Origin of the sequence: Acinetobacter sp. P1332 (assembly GCF_044057475.1) — a bacterium.
GTDB classification, from domain to species: domain Bacteria; phylum Pseudomonadota; class Gammaproteobacteria; order Pseudomonadales; family Moraxellaceae; genus Acinetobacter; species Acinetobacter johnsonii.
On record NZ_CP171157.1, the window covers coordinates 75,780 to 95,096 of the forward strand.

The 19,317-nt window shown below is 43.8% G+C and carries 25 protein-coding genes; 8 read left to right on the top strand and 17 right to left on the bottom strand.

Going from position 1 to position 19,317, the window contains the following annotated elements:
- The first annotated feature begins 119 nt into the window (after nucleotides 1-119).
- Nucleotides 120-497 (top strand): hypothetical protein, encoded by a 378-nt coding sequence (locus tag ACFN7Z_RS00250; RefSeq protein ID WP_004978426.1) that lies wholly within the window; start codon nucleotides 120-122, stop codon nucleotides 495-497.
- Nucleotides 498-602: 105 nt separating this feature from the next.
- Nucleotides 603-1,718 (top strand): molecular chaperone DnaJ, encoded by a 1,116-nt coding sequence (gene dnaJ, locus ACFN7Z_RS00255; protein WP_395442347.1) that lies wholly within the window; start codon nucleotides 603-605, stop codon nucleotides 1,716-1,718.
- A gap of 63 nt (nucleotides 1,719-1,781) precedes the next feature.
- Here the strand turns inward: dnaJ and ACFN7Z_RS00260 are convergent, their stop codons facing one another.
- Nucleotides 1,782-2,021: a hypothetical protein gene (locus ACFN7Z_RS00260; RefSeq protein ID WP_395442349.1), complete on the bottom strand. Its 240-nt coding sequence runs from the start codon at nucleotides 2,019-2,021 to the stop codon at nucleotides 1,782-1,784.
- Between the two features lie 197 nt (nucleotides 2,022-2,218).
- Here ACFN7Z_RS00260 and dapB point away from each other — a divergent pair, with 197 nt between their 5' ends.
- Nucleotides 2,219-3,040 carry a 4-hydroxy-tetrahydrodipicolinate reductase gene (gene dapB / locus ACFN7Z_RS00265; RefSeq protein ID WP_062031806.1) on the top strand — a complete coding sequence of 274 codons (822 nt, stop codon included), beginning with the start codon at nucleotides 2,219-2,221 and terminating at the stop codon, nucleotides 3,038-3,040.
- Nucleotides 3,041-3,099: 59 nt separating this feature from the next.
- Complete coding sequence (locus ACFN7Z_RS00270; protein ID WP_184117880.1) at nucleotides 3,100-3,747, top strand: START domain-containing protein; 648 nt, start codon at nucleotides 3,100-3,102, stop codon at nucleotides 3,745-3,747.
- A gap of 49 nt (nucleotides 3,748-3,796) precedes the next feature.
- On the opposite strand, the gene ACFN7Z_RS00275 is transcribed toward ACFN7Z_RS00270, so the two are convergent.
- On the bottom strand, nucleotides 3,797-4,198 hold the full coding sequence (locus ACFN7Z_RS00275) for a hypothetical protein (protein ID WP_058870565.1): 402 nt from the start codon (nucleotides 4,196-4,198) through the stop codon (nucleotides 3,797-3,799).
- Nucleotides 4,199-4,297: 99 nt separating this feature from the next.
- Between ACFN7Z_RS00275 and ACFN7Z_RS00280 the strand changes: the two genes are divergently transcribed.
- Nucleotides 4,298-5,779, top strand: coding sequence for a PLP-dependent aminotransferase family protein (locus ACFN7Z_RS00280; RefSeq protein WP_395442352.1), 1,482 nt, complete (start codon nucleotides 4,298-4,300; stop codon nucleotides 5,777-5,779).
- Here the strand turns inward: ACFN7Z_RS00280 and ACFN7Z_RS00285 are convergent.
- The 8 genes from ACFN7Z_RS00285 to ACFN7Z_RS00320 all read right to left on the bottom strand — a co-directional run bounded on the left by ACFN7Z_RS00285 (nucleotide 5,776) and on the right by ACFN7Z_RS00320 (nucleotide 10,939).
- The gene (locus ACFN7Z_RS00285; RefSeq protein WP_130235505.1) at nucleotides 5,776-6,798 is read right to left on the bottom strand and encodes an NAD(P)-dependent alcohol dehydrogenase; all 1,023 of its coding nucleotides are present in this window, start codon (nucleotides 6,796-6,798) and stop codon (nucleotides 5,776-5,778) included. The two genes, ACFN7Z_RS00280 and ACFN7Z_RS00285, sit on opposite strands and share 4 nt — an antisense overlap.
- A 36-nt stretch (nucleotides 6,799-6,834) precedes the next feature.
- Nucleotides 6,835-7,389, bottom strand: a complete 555-nt coding sequence (locus ACFN7Z_RS00290; RefSeq protein ID WP_104221720.1) for a DNA-3-methyladenine glycosylase I — start codon at nucleotides 7,387-7,389, stop codon at nucleotides 6,835-6,837.
- Nucleotides 7,390-7,408: 19 nt separating this feature from the next.
- Entirely contained in the window at nucleotides 7,409-7,654 is a 246-nt protein-coding gene (locus ACFN7Z_RS00295; RefSeq protein WP_004691836.1) for a hypothetical protein, read from the bottom strand.
- Nucleotides 7,655-7,669: 15 nt separating this feature from the next.
- Nucleotides 7,670-8,212, bottom strand: coding sequence for a M23 family metallopeptidase (locus ACFN7Z_RS00300; RefSeq protein WP_171457929.1), 543 nt, complete (start codon nucleotides 8,210-8,212; stop codon nucleotides 7,670-7,672).
- An 84-nt stretch (nucleotides 8,213-8,296) separates the two neighbouring features.
- A complete protein-coding gene (gene mutY, locus ACFN7Z_RS00305) occupies nucleotides 8,297-9,331 on the bottom strand; it encodes an A/G-specific adenine glycosylase (protein ID WP_130235503.1) in 1,035 nt (344 codons plus the stop codon).
- 108 nt (nucleotides 9,332-9,439) lie between these two features.
- On the bottom strand, nucleotides 9,440-9,802 hold the full coding sequence (locus ACFN7Z_RS00310; RefSeq protein ID WP_058870560.1) for an HIT family protein: 363 nt from the start codon (nucleotides 9,800-9,802) through the stop codon (nucleotides 9,440-9,442).
- 74 nt (nucleotides 9,803-9,876) lie between these two features.
- A complete protein-coding gene (locus ACFN7Z_RS00315) occupies nucleotides 9,877-10,617 on the bottom strand; it encodes a dienelactone hydrolase family protein (RefSeq protein WP_130235502.1) in 741 nt (246 codons plus the stop codon).
- A 163-nt stretch (nucleotides 10,618-10,780) separates the two neighbouring features.
- Nucleotides 10,781-10,939 (bottom strand): DUF1328 domain-containing protein, encoded by a 159-nt coding sequence (locus ACFN7Z_RS00320; protein ID WP_004647174.1) that lies wholly within the window; start codon nucleotides 10,937-10,939, stop codon nucleotides 10,781-10,783.
- 202 nt (nucleotides 10,940-11,141) lie between these two features.
- Between ACFN7Z_RS00320 and ACFN7Z_RS00325 the strand changes: the two genes are divergently transcribed.
- From ACFN7Z_RS00325 to ACFN7Z_RS00335, 3 genes are all read left to right on the top strand, one after another.
- The gene (locus ACFN7Z_RS00325; protein ID WP_130235501.1) at nucleotides 11,142-11,594 is read left to right on the top strand and encodes a YcgN family cysteine cluster protein; all 453 of its coding nucleotides are present in this window, start codon (nucleotides 11,142-11,144) and stop codon (nucleotides 11,592-11,594) included.
- A 99-nt stretch (nucleotides 11,595-11,693) separates the two neighbouring features.
- Nucleotides 11,694-12,971: a replication-associated recombination protein A gene (locus ACFN7Z_RS00330; protein WP_130235500.1), complete on the top strand. Its 1,278-nt coding sequence runs from the start codon at nucleotides 11,694-11,696 to the stop codon at nucleotides 12,969-12,971.
- 105 nt (nucleotides 12,972-13,076) lie between these two features.
- The gene (locus tag ACFN7Z_RS00335) at nucleotides 13,077-13,427 is read left to right on the top strand and encodes an Lrp/AsnC ligand binding domain-containing protein (protein WP_207778855.1); all 351 of its coding nucleotides are present in this window, start codon (nucleotides 13,077-13,079) and stop codon (nucleotides 13,425-13,427) included.
- 159 nt (nucleotides 13,428-13,586) lie between these two features.
- Here ACFN7Z_RS00335 and ACFN7Z_RS00340 read toward each other — a convergent pair whose 3' ends face one another.
- The 7 genes from ACFN7Z_RS00340 to dapA all read right to left on the bottom strand — a co-directional run bounded on the left by ACFN7Z_RS00340 (nucleotide 13,587) and on the right by dapA (nucleotide 19,312).
- Nucleotides 13,587-14,363 (bottom strand): ABC transporter ATP-binding protein, encoded by a 777-nt coding sequence (locus tag ACFN7Z_RS00340; protein ID WP_395442357.1) that lies wholly within the window; start codon nucleotides 14,361-14,363, stop codon nucleotides 13,587-13,589.
- Nucleotides 14,364-14,371: 8 nt separating this feature from the next.
- The gene (locus ACFN7Z_RS00345; RefSeq protein WP_004691821.1) at nucleotides 14,372-15,085 is read right to left on the bottom strand and encodes an ABC transporter permease; all 714 of its coding nucleotides are present in this window, start codon (nucleotides 15,083-15,085) and stop codon (nucleotides 14,372-14,374) included.
- Nucleotides 15,082-15,771: an ABC transporter permease gene (locus tag ACFN7Z_RS00350; RefSeq protein ID WP_104221696.1), complete on the bottom strand. Its 690-nt coding sequence runs from the start codon at nucleotides 15,769-15,771 to the stop codon at nucleotides 15,082-15,084. The genes ACFN7Z_RS00345 and ACFN7Z_RS00350 overlap by 4 nt, the downstream gene beginning before the upstream one ends.
- Nucleotides 15,772-15,855: 84 nt before the next feature.
- Complete coding sequence (locus ACFN7Z_RS00355) at nucleotides 15,856-16,641, bottom strand: ABC transporter substrate-binding protein (RefSeq protein ID WP_104221695.1); 786 nt, start codon at nucleotides 16,639-16,641, stop codon at nucleotides 15,856-15,858.
- A gap of 393 nt (nucleotides 16,642-17,034) precedes the next feature.
- The gene (purC, locus tag ACFN7Z_RS00360) at nucleotides 17,035-17,754 is read right to left on the bottom strand and encodes a phosphoribosylaminoimidazolesuccinocarboxamide synthase (protein WP_004691818.1); all 720 of its coding nucleotides are present in this window, start codon (nucleotides 17,752-17,754) and stop codon (nucleotides 17,035-17,037) included.
- A 36-nt stretch (nucleotides 17,755-17,790) separates the two neighbouring features.
- Nucleotides 17,791-18,399: a hypothetical protein gene (locus ACFN7Z_RS00365; RefSeq protein WP_063454368.1), complete on the bottom strand. Its 609-nt coding sequence runs from the start codon at nucleotides 18,397-18,399 to the stop codon at nucleotides 17,791-17,793.
- A gap of 13 nt (nucleotides 18,400-18,412) precedes the next feature.
- On the bottom strand, nucleotides 18,413-19,312 hold the full coding sequence (gene dapA / locus ACFN7Z_RS00370; protein WP_004691815.1) for a 4-hydroxy-tetrahydrodipicolinate synthase: 900 nt from the start codon (nucleotides 19,310-19,312) through the stop codon (nucleotides 18,413-18,415).
- Nucleotides 19,313-19,317 lie beyond the last annotated feature (5 nt).

The window sequence follows — 19,317 nt, forward strand, 5'->3', positions numbered from 1 at the left end:
TATCAGGTGCGAAACGTTGAAAATTTCAATATAGTAGCACCTGAAATTTATGGCATTTTTATAAAGCAGTTTTTGCTACACATTAAAAAACCAACGATGTGGCAAATGGGGTTAAACGCATGATGCAAGACAATGTAACCAAGTATCGCCGCTCTATCGCGATTTCTTATGTCTTCATGTTTTTGGCTTTGTTTACTGTGATTAGTGGCGCATTTTCCTACTGGTATGCCCGAAAAGTCACACAAATTGATCATGCCGAAGTGTGGCTACAAGCGCAAGCACTTTGGGTCATGCGCAATATTGTGATTTATAGCATTTTGGCTTTATTTGCAGCATTGTGGTTTATTCCTCTTATTTTCTTCACTTGGGACAGCGCATTGTGGGTGACTGCATGCACGGTTGCAGGTGTGGTTTTTAGCTGTATTGCATTTCTCTTCCTTCTAAATGCATGGTTTAAAGGCCTGTCTAAATTTTTGAAAAATAAAGCAGTTTTCTAATTCTACTGATTTTTTTTTCAAACACCCCCTTGTAAAACTTGGTTTGAACCCAATTTCAGACCACAGTTGAGTATTAAATAAATTCCGTGAGGAGCATCGCCAGACATGGCTAAACGTGATTATTATGAGGTTTTAGGTGTTGCTAAAACCGCTAGTGATGATGAAATTAAAAAAGCCTACCGTAAGTTGGCGATGAAATATCATCCGGACCGCAACCCTGACAATGCTGAAGCTGAAGAGAAATTTAAAGAAGCGGCTGAAGCTTATGAAATTTTATCGGATAGCGAAAAGCGTAGCATGTATGACCGTATGGGGCATCAAGCCTTTGAAGGTGGTATGGGCGGCGGAGGCGGCTTCGGTGGTGGTTTCAGCGCAGAAGACATTTTCAGTCAATTCGGTGACATTTTCGGTGGTGCATTTGGTGGCGGCGGTCGTGGTCAACAGCGTGCACGTCGTGGTTCTGACTTGCGTTATGTGATGGAACTGACGTTGGAAGAAGCAGTAAGAGGGGTGAAAAAAACCATTACTTTTACCGCACCAGCGCCGTGTGAAACTTGTGACGGTAAAGGCTCTAAAAACCCGAATGATGTCGAAACCTGTAAAACTTGTCATGGTGCAGGTCAGGTTCGCATGCAGCAAGGTTTCTTCTCTGTACAGCAGACTTGTAGCACCTGTCGCGGTCAGGGTAAAATCATTAAGAACCCATGTAATACCTGTCATGGTTCAGGCGTTAAAGACCGTCAACAAACCTTAGAAGTGACGATTCCTGCGGGCGTCGACAACGGTGATCGCGTTCGTTTAACGGGTAAAGGCGAAGCGATTCGTGATGGTCAGTCAGGCGACTTGTACGTAGAAGTAGTAGTGCGTGAGCACGAAGTCTTCCAACGTGATGGTGCAGACCTGTATATGGATGTGCCTGTGAGCATTGCCGATGCTGCTTTGGGTAAAGAAATTGAAATCCCGACACTCGAAGGTCGTGTGAGTTTGAAAATTCCTGAAGGCACACAAACGGGTAAAATGTTCCGTTTACGTGGCAAAGGGGTTAAACCTGTACGCACCAGCATGCAAGGTGACTTACTCTGCCGTATCGTGATTGAAACGCCAGTCAACTTAACAGCACGTCAACGTGAATTGTTGAAAGAGTTGCAAGAAACTTTAGATGGAGATGATCACAAATCATCACCAAAGAAGAAGTCTTTCTTTGACCGACTGTTTGATTAATTGAATACGGTACGTCTGAATTGGTGTTGAAAAGAGCGGGAATATTTTCCCGCTTTTTTTATGTTATTGCGCTTCTGCTGGCAGCTCAGGTTGATCGATCTCTTCAACCGACACCATTTCTTCAGCCATAGGTGCAGTGGCTTGTACTTGTTGCTCGGCCTGTGCTATGGGATGTGTGCTGGTGGTGATCTTTACCTGTGACAAACTTTCTAAGGTGTCGCCCGCTTGAACAGCGGGTTCAGCCTGAACTTGTGCCCAACTACCCCCAAATGCCATCGCTAGAAAAAGTACCTTGGCTTTCATTCTATTTTTCTCATTTTAAAGTTGTTTTTAAAAGCGAACCTAGTCTGCGTAAGATTGATTGCAAATTTGTGAAAAGCATGAGAAAGCATGTCTGAAAATAAAGCGATTTTTTCGATGAAAATGGCCAACAAACCTTAGTCTGGGCAATCAGTTTTGCTATAGTAAGAGCAATTTTGAAGCTAGATTAGGAATATGTTATGTCAGCAGCTCCACGCATTGGTGTCTTAGGTGCCGGCGGCCGTATGGGTCGCATCCTTATTCAAGCGGTACACGAAGCAGGCTATCAACTGGCTGCGGCAGTGGAACGCCCTGAAAGCTCACTGGTTGGTACAGATGCAGGTGAGCTTGCAGGTATTGGCAGCCTTGGCGTGAAGGTGGTGGGTAGTCTGGAAGCGGTAGTGAAAGATTGTGATGTGATCATTGATTTCACTGCACCAGTAGCGACCGTTCAGCATTTAAAAATTTGTCGTGAAGCTGGGGTTGCCATTGTCATTGGCACCACGGGCATGAATGACGAACAAAAAGCTTATTTGGATGACTCTGCGACTCAAACACCTGTGGTCTATGCAGCCAACTATTCTGTGGGGGTCAATGTTTCGATTAAACTGTTGGAATTGGCTTCTAAAGTCTTTGGCGACACAGTGGATATTGAAGTGATTGAAGCGCATCACCGTCATAAAGTCGATGCACCATCAGGCACAGCGTTGATGATGGGTGAGGCGATTGCGGGTGCTTTAGGTCGTGACTTGAAAACCGATGCAGTGTATTGCCGTGAAGGTCATACAGGACCACGTGAGCGTCAAAGTATTGGTTTCCAAACCATTCGTGGTGGCGATATTGTCGGTGAACATACGGCTATGTTTATTGCCGATGGTGAGCGTGTTGAAATTACCCATAAAGCGACCAACCGGATGAACTTTGCTTCGGGTGCGGTACGTGCTGCGGCTTGGGTGGTAGGACGTGAAGCACGTAAATATGACATGAAAGATGTACTGGGTTTTAACGACATTCAAGTTTAAAAACCTGCTTCATTCGCCATAAAAACAAGATAAAAAACTAAAATAAGACGAAGAATAGAATGAAAAAAGTCATATATATGGCTTGTGTTGTTGCCGTGATGACGACAGCACAGGCCAAACCTATGGATCAAGCCAAACTCAGTATTCATAAAAATAATATTAAAGTTTGGACCTATCAAAATGCGCAAAACCCAGTCTTTTTATATAAGGCTGAAACCACGTTTGATGTGCCGATTGAAAAAGCAGTGTCATTGATCTTAGATGTTGACCATGCGGTGAAATGGGTGCCGTATATGGGCAGTGTGAAAGTCTTGTCGCGCGATGATAAAAAAGGCGAGTTTCAGCTGTATATGGTGCTGGATTTTCCTTTTCCTTTAAAAGACCGCGACTTGGTGGTGCAGGGGAAAATGACCAAGGACAGTCAGGGCATCATCAGCATTAAAAATAAAGCGATTGATAAAAACATTTTTAAAAATCCAGATTATGTGCGCCTAAATCATTATGAGGGAGATTGGACCTTTCAGAAACTGGGATCAAATAAAGTTAAGGTTTCGACCTCAGGTTATGCCAACCCTGAGGGATCGATACCACTGAAGTTTGTGAATATGTTTGTCCAACAACAACCCTATCAAATGTTGCAAAAAATGAAAAATCAATTGCTGGAACAAGAAGACACCCCTGCCCATTTACCAGCTGCCTTACGTTAATTCTAAAGACGAAGAAGCCTGCAATGCAGGCTTTTTTATGTTTTAAAACTTAAGGTTGTTGATAGGCGGTCAGCATCTCTATGGTCGAAGCTTGAGGCAAGTCTAATTGGATTAAACTGAGCATGGCATCTCCTTCACCAGCGAGCGAGATCTTGAAGTTTTCAGCACTGCTTTGGTCACATTGAAACTGTAAATTTTTCTGGCGGGGCAAGCTCATCTGCATTTCACGTTCATTGTTCAACCGATATTGATAGGTTCGTTGGGTCGATGTTTCAGTCAAGCTCGGCGCTAAACTTAAAAACTGATAATCAGTTAAATTTTGCGTTTTCAGAAACCCTTCAATCAGGGCTTTACAAATAAAATGCTGCTGTTGTACCTGCTGTGAAACATGTGGCGGTTGGCAAGCCGATAAGCTTAATAAGCAAAAGAGAGATATGATTATTTTTTTCATAAAAGTGCCTATTTATGGTTGTGAACGAATGACAGAAGCATAATTCTGTTGGCATAATGGATACAGATACATAGAAGTTAAAAAAATAGGTACAGATGAATGGCATTCCAGTATCAAAGCTTGGCTGCACAGTTGCTTGAAAAAATTCAAAATGCTGAATTACCCGCAGGGCAAAAGCTGTTGTCGTTACGCCAGTTTGCCAACTTACAAAAGGTCAGCTTGAATACCGCCAAGAGCTGTTATGAGCTACTTGAGTCACAGGGTTATATTCATGTGAAAAATAAGTCGGGTTATTTTGTCAGTTATCAAAAAAATACCGGCCCATCTATTCCTGTACCGCAGCATCCTGACTTTCAGTCCCAAGCCCGTGATATTTCTAACTTAGAGCTACAACTGGAAATTCAACAGTCTTCCATTAATAGCCGTCTCATCCATTTGGGAGCGATTCAGCTTTCTCCAAAACATGTGCCTGTAGAAGCGCTCCGCCGTTCCATTCAACGCGCCTTAAAACACAGCCAACCTGAAGATTTTTTATATAGCGATAAGCAAGGCCATATTCGTTTGCGACAGGCTTTGTCTGAGCATTGGGCTGAAGATGGCTTCTATATTTCGCAGGATGATATTTACATCAGCAATGGCTGTATGCCTGCGCTGTCGGTGATGATCCAACACCTCAGCAAGGAAGGGGACAGCGTAATTGTACCGACTCCAAATTTTAATGGTCAGTTGCAAATGTTGGCGGGGTTAAAACGAAAAATTATTGAAATTCCAGCCGATACTCAAGGCTTTGATCTTGAACGTTTAGAGCAGGTCATGCAAAGCTCAGGCGCAAAAGCGTGTTTACTCACGGCCAATTATCAAAATCCATTAGGGTTTTGTTTAAGCAATGCAGAAAAAGAAAAAATTGCACAACTGGCAGCGCGCTATCAATGCTATGTGATTGAAGATGATATTTATGGTGAATGTAGTTTCAGCTCGAGTCGTCCGCTGCCGATTAAGTATTGGGATCAGCACGGTTATGTGATTTTCTGTGGTTCGGTTTCCAAATCACTTTCAACTGCGTATCGGGTAGGTTGGTTCTGTATTCCGCAGCGCTTAGCGCATTTGAAGGCTACGTTACTGATGCAAAATATCACAGTGAATACGCCTTTACAGTTGGCACTGGCCGATCTCATTTATAGTCGTGCTTATCGGGAGCATTTACAGCAGTTAAAGCCGATTTTGAAACAGCAAGTTGAGCAATACCGACACATGATTCAGCATGCCTTTGACGGGGTTGAGTTACGTATCAATCAACCCTTAGGTGGTTATGCGCTGTGGTTACAGCTACCCGAGTGTATCGATGGTTTAGATATGTACTATTTTGCTCAGCAGCACGGTATTAATATTGTGCCAGGAGAAGTCTTTGGTGAAGGGCAGCGTTATAAAAACTGTATCCGCCTCAATGCAGGTCATGAAATTTCAACAGATATTCGCGCGGCAGTCACCTTGTTGGCCGATTGGGTGAAAGCGCAACTCAGTATCGACGTTGGTCAAACAAGCGGTATAAAAAGCGCCTGTTTTGAGGCGCTTATGGATTAAAAATCGGCTTTGAGAACGATACGATAACGAGCTTTTCCAGAATGCAACCGTTCCAGTGCTTCATTCAACTGTGACATAGGATACAGTTCAATTTGTGGCGCAATGTTTTTACGTGCAGCGAATTTGAGTAGCTGACGTAATGCCGCAGGTGAGCCAGTGGGTGAACCCGTGATAGACTTTGCTCCACCAATTAGACTACCTGCATTTAACTTGATGGGCTCAAGGGGCAAGCCTAGAAGATGGATCGTGCCATTCGGTGCCAGTGTACTAATATAGGCAGGCCAATTGAGCGTGACATTCACCGTACTGAGCAATAGATCGAATTTGCCTCGCTGGGTTTTAAGCGCATCCACATCACGGCTATTCACCACATGATCTGCACCCATGGCCTTGAGTTCTTCCGTTTTGTCGAGGTTCGAGGTAAACGCCGTAATTTCACAGCCCCATCCTCGAAGTAACTTAATAGCCATATGCCCTAAACCACCGATGCCAATCACGCCAACATGGTGAATGGCTTGAATTTGGTGTTTTAAAATCGGATCAAAAACGGTAATACCGCCACACAATAAAGGACCTGCGGATTCAGGATCCAGCTCTTCAGGTAAAGGAATAATCCACTGCCAACCTGCGCGAACTTTGTCGGCAAAGCCACCTGCATGACCGACGATGGTTGCTGTCGGCCCACCTGTACAGAGTACTTGTTGGCCCGACACACAGGGGTCACAGTGTTGGCAGCTTTCTGCCGTCCAGCCAATACCGACGCGCTGTCCAAGTTTAAGCCCTTTGGCTTCGGAGCCTAAGCGACTGATGGTGCCAATAATTTCATGACCAGCGACAACGGGATAGACCGAAGAGTTCCATTCATTGTTAATGACCGAAACATCGGAATGGCACAATCCACAATATTCGACTTGGACTTCGACCTGATGTGGTTGCAGTTCACCTGCATCGAATTGATAGGGTTGTAGTGCTGCGCCTGCTTGCATTGCCGCATAGGCACGAATGGTGTTATCCGTCATATTCTATATCCTTATTTTCCTGTTTTTTATGTACTTTTATTTAAAATGACAGCTATTTTCGTGATCATTGACCATACCGACTGCTTGCATAAAGGCATAGCAGGTGGTGGGTCCGACAAATTTAAAGCCCTGTTTTTTTAGGGTTTTAGACATATTTTGGCTTTGAGGTGTCTGTGCAGGCGCTGTACGGTAGTCAGGGACATCATTGTTGATTGCGTGTTGCCCGACAAAGTTCCAGAGCCACTCAACGGGGTTGATACCTTGTTGTTTCAGGGCTTGCCATGCAATCGCATTGTCACGAATGGCGGTCAGCTTCCCGATATGGCGAATTAAGCCGATATCTTGGACTTTTTCTGCTAAGTCTGTATCACTTAGAGCCGCAATCTGTTCAATGGAATATTGAAAAAACTGGCGATGATAATGTTCACGTTTTTTCAGGACGGTAATCCATGAAAGCCCCGCTTGTTGACCTTCGAGGCAGAGCATCGCAAATAATTGCTTTTCATTATGTAGTGGTTTACCCCACTCATGATCATGGTAGTCGATGTAAAGTGGGTCTGAGGAGCACCATCTGCAGCGTTGAGTGGTCATGAACATGCTCCTGATCTTTTTATAGGGTAAAAGGTGCCCATTGGTCGTGTTGATTGTCCCAATAAAACAATTGGGCGTGTTCGAGGTCGGAAAAGTTAATCCAAACATCTTTTCCTGTTTTTTCAGCAAATCCAGTGCTGATTAAAAGCGCATCTTCGGTAATTTCCATGATCCAACCTTGGTGGTTTTGTCCTGCCAAGATGATTTTTTGTTGATTGCCTGATTCAGCAAATTCGACCAGACGGTTGATCAACGCTTCTGACATGAAAAATTCCTAAAGTTAACGTAAATAAGGATACGGATTTACTGCACCACGGCCTTTACCTTGTAAATAAAGTCCATAATGCAAATGTGGGGCTGTGTGCCGTGCATTGCCTGTATTGCCGACATAGCCGATCAGGTCGCCTTTTTTGACATAGTCGCCGACACTTAAGCCACGTTTATGGTCATCAAGATGAGCGTAGTAATGCCAAGTGCCTGCTGGCCCCATAATCCAAACCACTTTACCACCCAAATTGTTATTGCGTAAGTCTGCGACGAGCCCTTCTGTGGCAGAAAAAACTTTTGTTCCACGTGGAGCCAGAATGTCGATGCCTTCATGCGTCCGTCCGCTACTGCGGGACGCTCCCCAAGTATCTGTGAGCCCATGACGTTTAATGCCTTGAACGGGTACAGGCAGCTGCTGAGCTAAACGCATGTTTTTCAGCTGTTGGACTTGTGAGGCCGGTAACTGGCTTTCACTTGGTGCAGGCGGCGTGGTACGGCAAGCTGCGAGTAACAGAATCACAAAACTTAAACTGGCAAGCGCAGAAAGGCGGGGCAAACAATTACGCACGAACAATCCTTTATTATTTCAGTGATCTAATTTTAAAGTCTCAGGGTGAACCCAATCGATCACCCAACTATGTCACAGTTGAATTGCCGAGATCAATTTTTTCATCGCAGTTGGGATGCCCATTTCTGTGACGTTTTGTATGTCTAGCCATGTGCTGGCCAATTCTATACTTAAATGTTCGAGCTGGTCGGCATCGACTTCAAAGCAAAGCGCTTCTAGTTGCCAAGTGAAATGGGTGAAACTATGCGAAATGTCAGCGCGTTGCGAGACTTGTTTTAGTCCTAGACTTTGGCACAGTTGCGAGAACTCATCACGATTTTCAAAAATAGGTAAACACCATAAACCGCCCCAGAGTCCACTATTGGGGCGCTGTTGCCACAGCCATTGATTGTGATGACGCAGTACCAAAACTTGGGCTGACTTCACAGGCACAGCTTTCTTGGGTTTTTTAAAAGGCAGTTCAGTTTCTAGCCCTTGTGCATGAGCCTTACAGTGTTGCTGCATTGGGCAGTATAAACACAGCGGTTTTTTAGGGGTACAGACGGTTGCCCCCAAATCCATGATGGCTTGGGTATAGTCGTGGTTACGTTCAGTTGGACAGAGTTCAGTGGCCAGTTGCCACATACTGCGTTCATGCACAGGTTTGCTTAGATCATCCTCAATGGCAAAAAAACGCGCGAGCACACGTTTCACGTTCCCATCCATAATGACGCCGTACTGACGTAAACCCAAAGACATCAGCGCCCCTGCGGTTGATGGACCAATGCCTGGCAGTTCAATCCAGTCCTCTAACGTTTGAGGAAAGTGTCCCTGACGTGCTACAACCCCTGCGGCTTTATGTAGATTATGTGCACGGGCATAGTAGCCCAGACCTGCCCAGTAAGGTGCGACCTCATCCCATGATGCTGTCCCTAAAGCTTCAACTGTTGGGAAGCGTTCGATAAAACGCTCGAAGTATTGCAGCACGGTTTTGACTTGGGTCTGTTGCAGCATAATTTCAGACACCCAAACTTTGTAGGGATCATCGGCGACTTGCCATGGCAGATCATGTCGACCATGAACATCGAACCAAGTCAGTAACGCATCTGAAAAAGAGAAAGGAGACATCTGAGGCACAAGGAAGAAATTCGGCTTAGTATAACTGAATGTCTTTTCTGAGCCTGATTTTTTGCGCATAAAAAATGGCGCTTACGCGCCATTTAAAACCATAAAAGCTTAGTCTTTTGCCATGCCCCAACGTGCATCAAGTTTTAGCTCTTGGTCTTTGTAGCGTGGAATAATATGGATATGTAAGTGTTCAGACACATTCCCAAATATTTCACCGTCATTAAAACCAATATGAAAGCCTGAAGGTTGATGACGTAATTGGAGTTCATTACGTGCCAGTTCCAGTAAAGACATTAAGCTTTTACGTTCTTTGTCGGTAATGTCAAAAAATGAGCTCACATGACGTAGAGGGATAATGACACAGTGACCTTTAGACAATGCATTGGGTTCGGGCAAAATCACCCCAAAGTCATTTTTATCAAGCACGTCATATTCATCAAAATTACAATATTGGCAGTGGGTCTCAGTCATTGTTATCTCCTCTAAAATCTAATTATGTATCCTATTGGATCTGAAAAATCAAACAGTTGAATTCTCAGCTCTAGTTAAGCACTGAGATTGCGTTCTAGCAAGTCATACATTGCATCTAGCCCTTGTCTTTCTGCTTCTAGGTTATAGCCCAAGTCTACGCCATTGGCTTTGGCACGCTCATCGGCCAATGGATTGCTAAAACCATGCTTCGCATCTTCAAAAATGATGACTTCATGGTCCACTTTTGCCGCATGCATTTCTTCACGGAAGCTAGCAACATCATCCAAAGTAACCATGCTGTCTAACTCACCATGTAAAACTAAAATTTCACCTTGAATTTGACCTTCGACCGCAGGGGCTTTCGGTGCCAATGTTGCATGGAAAGTCGCCACTGCTTTTAGTGGTGCGCCTGAGCGAGCTAAGTCTAAAACCACTTTACCACCATAACAAAAACCAATCGCCGCCAGCTGAGTGGGATTCACTTCAGGCTGGGCTGCAAGCGTATCTAAACCTGCTTGTGCACGGTTGACGATGGTGTCTGCATCGGCAAAAGTTTGCATCATCCATTCATAGGCTTGTTTCGCATCTGTGGTGACATTTTTGTCGCCGTACATATCAATCGCCAGTGCGGCATAACCGTGTTCAGCCAGTTCGCGAGCACGTTGTTCAGTATATTCATTTCGGCCCCACCATTCGGGTGCAACGATTATACCTGCATGCGGTGTTTGAGCGCTTGGTGCTGCAAAATAACCGACTAAGAGTTGTCCATCGGCTGCGTTATATTGAATTTCTCGAGTTTGAATACTGATTGTCATGCTCAAATCCTGATAGATGATCTGTTCTGATTAAAGCATAAAACTTTTACAAGGATTTGAAAAATATTCCGATGTACATGAGAAATGTGAGAAATTACTTTTAAAGGCACACATAAAAAAAGAAGGATCTGAATCCTTCTTTTTTTATGAATAGTCGCGTACTTTAGACTTTGCCACGGGATAAAAATCCGACAATCGCTAGAATCACAGCAATCACCAATAAAATAATCGCAAAGTCTTTGGATAAACCTGCTACGCCGCCAAAACCAAGTAAACTTGCAATCAGTGCAATCACTGCGAAGATAATCGCCCAACGAAACATAATTTTTCTCCATAGATGTTCTTATTTATTACTCTATTAGTATAGAAAGAAGGTTCGGACACACTGTGTTGCTTTTGTTTAAAAAGTGTTCTGTTTGTATTTTAAGTTTATGAATATGATGTAAATATTGACACTTTAGATAGCTCTGAAAGCCATGTGACTATAGGTTATAATAGTGCATTCAGTTTTATTGGCAGTGGTTATGTCCAACGAATTAAGACCAGAGTTTTGGAAGCATTATGCGCTCACTGAGCTACGTTCAGCAGAGTGGGAAGCGTTGTGTGATGGTTGTGGTCTATGCTGTCTGGTGAAACTTGAAGATGAAGAAAGCCAAGAAGTCGCCTATACCAAAGTGGCCTGTAAACTGCTGGACTGTCAAACGGCCAGTTGTCGGGATTATCCGAACCGAAAGCAGCATGTGCCCGATTGTATCCAGCTTACGCCCGAACTTTTAGACACGATTCATTGGTTACCACCGAGCTGTGCTTACCGTCGTCTGCATGAAGGTAAAAATTTGCCCAGATGGCACTATTTGAACACGGGCTCACGTCAAAGTATTCTGAAAGCGAAAAAGTCTGCAGCAGGACGCTGTATTTCTGAAGAAGAGATTCAGGATGACGACATCGAAGACTATATTGTGCGTTGGTTTCGCTAGCCGATAAAAGCACAATCAAATTGCATGAAAAGCTTGTGTCATTTGCCTGAATTTGCCATAACATAAGCATTCGATGAACGCATGATAAGTCCTAGCCCTATGTCCGATAGCAATATTCCACTGCCTGAACGTTTACGCCCGCGTGATTTATCTGAAATTATTGGGCAGGATCACTTATTGGGTGAGCAGGCACCGCTCCGCCAAATGATCGATCAAGGGCATTTGCCATCGATTATTTTTTGGGGGCCGCCAGGCGTGGGGAAAACCACCATTGCTTTACTGTTGGCGCAAGCAATCGACCGACCATTTGTCAGTCTATCTGCACTCAATACGGGGGTTAAAGAGCTCCGTGAGATCATTGCCGATGGCGGAGATTTAATGCCACCTGTGGTGTTTATTGATGAAATTCATCGCTTTAACAAATCACAGCAAGATGCCTTACTGAATGCTGTGGAGAAAGGCAAAATTACCCTCATTGGTGCCACCACCGAGAATCCTTCTTTTGAAGTCAACAGTGCATTGTTGTCGCGTTGTCAGGTCTATACCTTAAATGCACTCGATGCCGATGCGATTCAAATTTTATTATTGCAAGCAATTAAAAGCGATCCGTTTTTAAAAGAGCGTTATATTCAAATTGAAGAATTTGAAGCACTGGTGCAGTTTGCCGCAGGTGATGCCCGTAAAGCCTTGAATTTAATTGAACTCATTGCGGGCACCTTCGAACCTGACGTTGAAAATATCGTGACCAATGCAATGGTGGTCAAAGTTGCACAGCAAAATATCGCCCGTTATGACAAATCGGGTGAGCAGCATTATGATTTGGTGTCGGCTTTTATTAAGTCAATTCGAGGGAGTGATCCTGATGCCACTTTGTATTGGATGGCACGTATGCTCAAAGGTGGTGAAGATCCCGTTTTTATTGCCCGTCGGATGTTGATTGCAGCCTCTGAGGACATTGGTAACTCAAACCCCAATGCACTGCTGCTTGCTGGAGAATGCTTCCGTTCTGTTCAAGCGGTGGGCATGCCAGAGTGTCGAATTATTCTTGGGCAGTGTGCGGTGTATTTGGCGACCAGTGCCAAAAGTAACAGTACTTATCTTGCGATCAACAAAGCGTTGGATTTGGCCGAGAAAACAGCGAATTTACCTGTGCCGCTGCATTTAAGAAATGCACCGACCAAGTTGATGAAAGAGCAGGGCTATGGCGTCGACTACTTGTATCCGCACAACTATCCAGAGCATTTTGTGATGCAAGAATATTTACCTCCTGAGCTCAAAGGAACCAAACTTTATGAGTCGGCACGCAATAAGCGTGAGGTTGAGGGTGAGCGTTTACAGCAACGCCGTTGGCAACAAGAACAGCAACAGCAGCAGTAATAAAAAGCCTGATGAAAAAATCAGGCTTTTGTTTTTTGAGGCTTAGGATTTAGTCACATTCATTGAGCAGTTTTTTCTTTAAGCACTGTAGCGTTTTATGTTCCGATGTGCGTATTCATCAATTTTAATGCCGCAGGTAACACAGCGGCTAATAAAGCGATTGCCATTGTGATGTTAAAGCTCAAGGCAAAGCGCGGTTTCATCAGATATTGGCGTAAGAAAAGACCACCGACTGCCCAAACCCCGACACATGGAATGCCGGGACTAAACACGGATGAAGTCACAGAGTGTCATACCATTACAGGCTCGGTTGAGTATTTGCTCAGGGTTGAAGTGGCAGACATTAAGTCTTATAAAAAGTTTCATACCGATGTTTTAGGAACGATTTCATCCATTAGCTCGATCACCAGTTTTTTGGTGATGGATACCACTAAAAATCGATACACCAATCTATAAAAGCTTAGGTGGAAAGGTAAAAAAACCGAGCGAAATGGCTCGGTTTTTTATCTGAATGCATATAGTTTCGCGGGATCATATCAAACGAGGCGCTTTATCTTTTTAACTAAGCATTGAGTGTTGAATCATTGCTGCACCAAGCTCTTGAAGACTATTCAATTATTTAAAGTTACCCTCTAAAAACTGTTGCAGGCGTTCACTTTTGGGGTGAATCAAAACTTCTTTTGGATCACCTTGTTCTTCAATTTTGCCTTGATCTAAGAAAATGACATGGTTGGACACATGGCGTGCGAAGCCCATTTCATGGGTGACCACAATCATGGTTCGGCCTTCTTCAGCCAAACTTTGCATCACTTTCAACACCTCACCCACCAGTTCAGGATCTAGAGCACTGGTCGGTTCATCAAACAACATCACTTCCGGCTCCATTGCTAAGGCACGGGCAATTGCGACACGCTGTTGTTGTCCTCCTGACAAAAAAGACGGATATTTCTTTTCGACACTTTCAGCAAGCCCAACTTTTCTTAAGTATTTTCGTGCACGCTCTTCCGCCTCACTCCGCTTTAGCCCCAAGACATGAATGGGTCCTTCAATAATATTTTCTAATACCGTCATATGCGACCATAAATTGAAATGTTGAAACACCATCATCAGTTGGGTGCGCATTTTTTGTAGTTGTTTGGGATTTTTTGCTTTGAGATTGCCATTTTTATCCAAGCTAGTCTCTAACTGCTCACCATTGAGCTGAATGCTGCCTTGGCTCGGTTGTTCTAGAAAATTGATGCAACGAAGAAAGGTACTTTTACCCGAACCCGAGGAACCAATAATACTAATCACATCACCTGCGCGTGACTCAAGTGAAACCCCTTTTAAGACTTCATGATCGCCAAAACTTTTACAAAGGTCTCGAATCACCAGTTTTGCTGAATTTTCCATTGTTTCTCCTAATGATTCGATGGTTTTAAAAACGCCAACCAGCGTTGTTCCAATTTACGAAAGATCCAAATGAGGATAAATGCCAGACAGGCATACAGCACAGCGGCAATGCCAAAGGCATCAAACGTGGCATAAGTGGCAGCATTGACATCCCGTGCAATTTTGAGAATATCAGGCACGGTTGCAGTGAAGGCAATGGTGGTTGCATGCAGCATCAAAATGACTTCATTACCATAAAACGGCAATGCTCGACGTAGCATAGATGGAATAATAATGCGGGTATAGCGTTTCCAAGGCGACATTCCAAAGGCTTTTGCCGCCTCAATTTCGCCGTAGGGAATCGAACGTATCGCCCCTGCAAAAATTTCAGTGGTATAAGCTGCTGTATTGAGTGCAAACGCTAAAATGGTGCAATTAAGCCCTTCTCTAAAGAATTCATCGAGCCGTTCATGGGCATGCACAAATTCGAGACTATAAATCCCAGTATAAATAATCAGTAGCTGCACATATAAGGGCGTACCACGGAAAATATAGGTAAAAAACCAAACAGGTCCACGTACAAAAGCATGCTCAGAAACTCGAGCAATTGACAAAGGCACAGCCAGAACAAAACCAATCGCAATCGATAAGACCAGTAGCCATGCGGTCATGGCGACCCCAGTCATTTGAAAACCATCGGTCCACAGATAGGACTGCCAGTATTGTTGAATAATTTCAATCATAGTTGTCCCTTTTTCACACCAGCAGAATAACGACGTTCCAACCACATGAGAATCAAATTCGAAAGGGTGGTGATGGCCAGATAAATGACGGCTGCAACAATACTGAAATAGAACACTTGCATGCTGCTTCGACCTGCATCTTGGGTAATTTTGACGATGTCGGTTAAACCAATTAAGGACACCAAGGCAGTAGCTTTGATGAGGACTTGCCAGTTATTGCCAATCCCCGGTAAGGCAAAACGCATCATTTGTGGAAAGAGGACACGCCTGAAGACTTGAAATGGGGTCATGCCATAGGCATATGCAGCTTCAAGTTGACCTTTGGGGACGGCTTGAAATGCGCCACGGAAGGTTTCCGTAAAATAGGCCCCATAAATAAAGGCTAAAGTAATCACCCCTGCCACAAAGGGATTGATGTCAATTTGCTCCATATGGATCGATTCGGTAATCGAGTTCAATCCAAGTTGCAGGCTATAGAACAACAACAACATGATCACCAGATCAGGAACACTACGAATGAGCGTGGTATAGAGGGTTGCAACATGACGTAAGATTTTAATACGAGAGAGTTTGGCACTTGCCCCAAACAAGCCAATAATGATCGAAAGCACCAGTGATAACAAAGCAAGCTGTATGGTCATCCAAGTGCCACTGAGTAATACGGGACCATAGCCAGACAGAAACATACTCAGTTTCTCCGAGTAAAAATATAAAATTTTATAAATCAGCAGTATATAAAAAGTGTCGGTGTTGAACCGACACCCTATAAATTAATAAATGCTGAAAGAGAAGTATTTTTTCTCGAGTTTCTTATAGGTGCCGTCTGCAATAATTTCAGCTAACGCTTTATCAATATTCTTTTTCAGATCGACATCTTCTTTACGTAAGCCGATTGCAGCCCCTACACCGAGTGTTTTGGCATCGACCACATTATTGCCTGCAAAAGCAAAGCCTTTGCCTTTGGCCGATTTTAGGAAACCAGTATCGACCATAATCGCATCTTGTAATGTTGCATCTAGGCGTCCCGAAACCATGTCTTGGTAAAGCACATCTTGGTTTGGATAAGGAACCACATTCACACCTTTAGGTGCCCAATAGGCTTTTGCATAGCCTTCTTGAATCGTACCTTGTTGTACACCCACACGTTTGCCTTTTAGGGATGCAGGAGTAGGGAGTAAAGGAGAGCCTTTCTTCGCGACCATACGGGTAGGCGTGTTGTAAATTTTATTGCTAAATGCGATTTGTTTTGCGCGATCCGTAGTAACCGTCATTGAAGACAAAATACCGTCGAACTTTTTCGCTTTGAGCGCAGGAATCATCCCATCAAAGGAGTTTTCTACCCATACACATTTGGCTTTTAATTTGGCACAAATGGCATTGCCCAAGTCGATGTCAAAACCGACCAGCTTATTGTCTGGTGTTTTATATTCAAAAGGTGCATATGCGGATTCTGTGCCAAAACGAATGGTTTTCCATTCTTTTGCTTGGACAGTACTGCTCAGTGCTACGGCTACGAATGTAGTGGAAAGTAGTAATTTTTTTTGCCAGTTTTTCATTTTAAATATAGCCATCCGTAAAAAAACAAATCTAAGAAATAAGACGAAGATAGAACTTACCCTACTGAGTACTTTTGAATAAAAGCAACATCTATACCAGTTTTCTGCTCTTAGGGGATCGATGGATCTTGTCGCCATGAGAGATGAGGAGATAAGGGTATTTTTTCGGCTGGAATAATTTTTATCTGAGAACGTCCTGTTCATATGTTTTTATCATATTAAAAAACAAATTCAATACATAGTTGAAATATACCGGAAGTCTTGTGCGCTATGGCGTACAGGAATGTTGTTTTATTCGCAGCAATTTTATGTTCTGGCTAGCTATTATTGGCGCTGAGTCACCTATAAAAAAACCGAGCGATTAAGCTCGGTTTTTTTTGAATCTGTAACTGATTAGATATCAGAAAGGTCGATACCTAAACGTGCAGCAACTTCTTCATAAGCTTCAACCACACCACCTAAACCTTGACGGAAACGGTCTTTGTCGAGTTTTTTCTTGGTTTCTTTGTCCCATAGACGACAACCGTCTGGAGAGAACTCATCACCAAGAACAATACGGTCGTGGAATACGCCAAACTCAAGTTTGAAGTCCACAAGTAGCATGCCACCTTGGTCAAATAAGTTTTTAAGAACTTCGTTCACTTGGTAAGTGAGGACTTTCATTTGCTCAAGTTGCTCAGCAGTTGCCCAACCTAAAGCAATCGCTTGAGACTCATTGACCATTGGGTCACCAAGCGCATCATCTTTGAAGAATAATTCGAAAGTCGGCGGTGTTAATTCCTTGCCTTCTTCTACACCTAAGCGACGGCATAAAGAACCTGCTGCATAATTACGAATTACACATTCAACAGGGATCATGCTGAGTTTTTTCACTAGAACTTCTGTTGGAGAAAGAAGTTTTTCAAAGTGAGTCTCAATGCCAGCCGCAGCCAATTTATCCATGATAAAGGCGTTAAAACGGTTGTTCACCTTACCTTTACGATCTAGTTGTTCGATCTTTTCACCATTGAATGCCGAAGCATCATCACGAAAGACTAAAATCAGGTGGTCTGCACTGTCTGTTTCATAGACAGATTTCGCTTTACCAGTATAGAGCAAGGTTTGTTTTAACATGAGGGAACCTTTTTCAAAAAAAAATGCCTAGTACGACTAGGCTGGCCAATTTTGGTAAATCTGGGTTAACAATTCTGTGGCTTTTTCAGGCGCTGCAAAACTGTTATCGGCATTGAACACAGCGAGGTTGTTGCTGCTACCGACCGCGGTCAGTCTTAACACATAGACCTGTTGATCGATTTTAATGGTTGCTTCATAACCATTTTTGCTTTGACCAACAATTTGATGGTTGAGGCTGCTGAGGGTGGCAAGCGTATATTGCCAAATTGTAGCAGAATTTCCCTCAATTTTGAGCAGCGGATTCTTATTTCCGTCAATAATCAATTGAGGGCGACTCACAGCTGTATCAACTGTTTCCGTTGATTCGGCATTCGGCATGACTTGAGCTGCTTGAGGGCGCGGCATTGCAAAACGGTTTCCGCGCTTATTTTCAAGTACAGGTGCATGTTCAAGAGCGAGCGCTTCAACCGTTGGAGCTGGATACAACGGCGTTGCAGGTCGAACCATAGAGCCTTCAGGGTACTTAAGAGGTTCTAAGGTTGCTGTCTCTTTATAGTCCAAACTACCGTTATTGACTGCAAGGGAACTACAACCCGCTAAACTGACAACTGAAAGTGCGAGAGTAAGACCTAAACGTAATTGCATATTGATGTGCTCTTTATTTAATGACACCCGCTGTTGTGAGTGCTTCACGGAGCGGTGTGCGATATTGTTCTGCAAGTGGTGTTAATGGTAAACGAATACCCGTTTCGATTAACTCCATTTCATGAAGTGCCCATTTCACAGGAATTGGGTTTGATTCGCAAAATAGAATTTCGTGTAAATTTGCAACTTGGGTATTTAGGTTTTCAGCTTTTTCAGCTTCGCCTGCCAATGCTGCCGCGCAAACATCGCTCATTTCTTTGGGTGCAACGTTTGCAGTCACAGAAATATTGCCTTTTGCTCCCGACAGAATCAGTTGATAAGCTGTTGCATCATCACCTGAATAGACGGTCATCGCTTTGCCAGCAAGGCCTTCGAGCAGTGCTTGACCACGCGGGACATCACCTGTGGCATCTTTGATGCCCACAATTTGAGGAATATCGGCCAAACGAATAACTGTTTCATTCGCCATATCGACACCTGTACGACCAGGTACGTTATACAGAATTTGAGGAAGATCAACAGCTTCAGCAATAGCTTTATAGTGCTGATATAAGCCTTCTTGGGTCGGTTTATTATAATAGGGGGTAACCAGAAGAGCAGCATCTGCACCGAGTTCTTTGGCTTCTTTAGTCAACTCGATGGCTTCACGCGTTGAATTCGCGCCAGTCCCCGCAATAATCGGGATGCGTTTGTTCGCGACACGAATGATTTCTTTAATCACTTGTGTATGCTCTTTCATGCTTAGAGTAGACGCTTCACCCGTTGTACCGACAGCAACAATGCTATTTGTGCCTTGTGCGATGTGCCACTCAACGAGCTTCTCTAGACCCTTCCAATCTACGCTGCCATCTTCAAACATAGGGGTGACGATTGCGACAATTGAGCCTTGGATGGTCTGTGCTTGCTGAGTCATTTTAA